The 515-nt window shown below is 65.4% G+C and carries 1 pseudogene; it reads right to left on the reverse strand.

Annotated elements, in window-relative coordinates:
• Positions 1-515, reverse strand: a pseudogene (locus FLV34_RS39715) (DNA-directed RNA polymerase subunit beta); the annotation flags it as partial.

Below are 515 nucleotides of genomic sequence, written 5' to 3' on the forward strand. Positions count from 1 at the left end.
TCGTCGACGGTCATCGCGCCCTCGTGGGGACGCCGGGACAGGTCGATGCCGAGCTCCTCCGCCGCGCGGAAGACGTCCTCGTCGGTGTCCCTCATCTCGATCGACATGCCGTCGCTGGAGAGAACCTCGACGTTGAGACAGAGCGACTGCATCTCCTTGATGAGGACCTTGAAGGACTCGGGAATGCCCGCCTCGGGGATGTTCTCGCCCTTGACGATGGCCTCGTAGACCTTCACCCGGCCCTGGACGTCGTCGGACTTGATCGTCAGCAGCTCCTGCAGCGCGTAGGCGGCGCCGTACGCCTCCAGGGCCCACACCTCCATCTCACCGAAGCGCTGGCCGCCGAACTGCGCCTTACCACCCAGCGGCTGCTGGGTGATCATCGAGTACGGACCGGTCGACCGGGCGTGAATCTTGTCGTCGACCAGGTGCAGCAGCTTCAGGATGTAGATGTAACCCACCGAGATCGGGTGCGGGAACGGCTCGCCGGAGCGGCCGTCGAACAGCCGCGCCTT

Source organism: Microbispora sp. CSR-4 (genome assembly GCF_008033685.1).
Lineage (GTDB): Bacteria > Actinomycetota > Actinomycetes > Streptosporangiales > Streptosporangiaceae > Microbispora.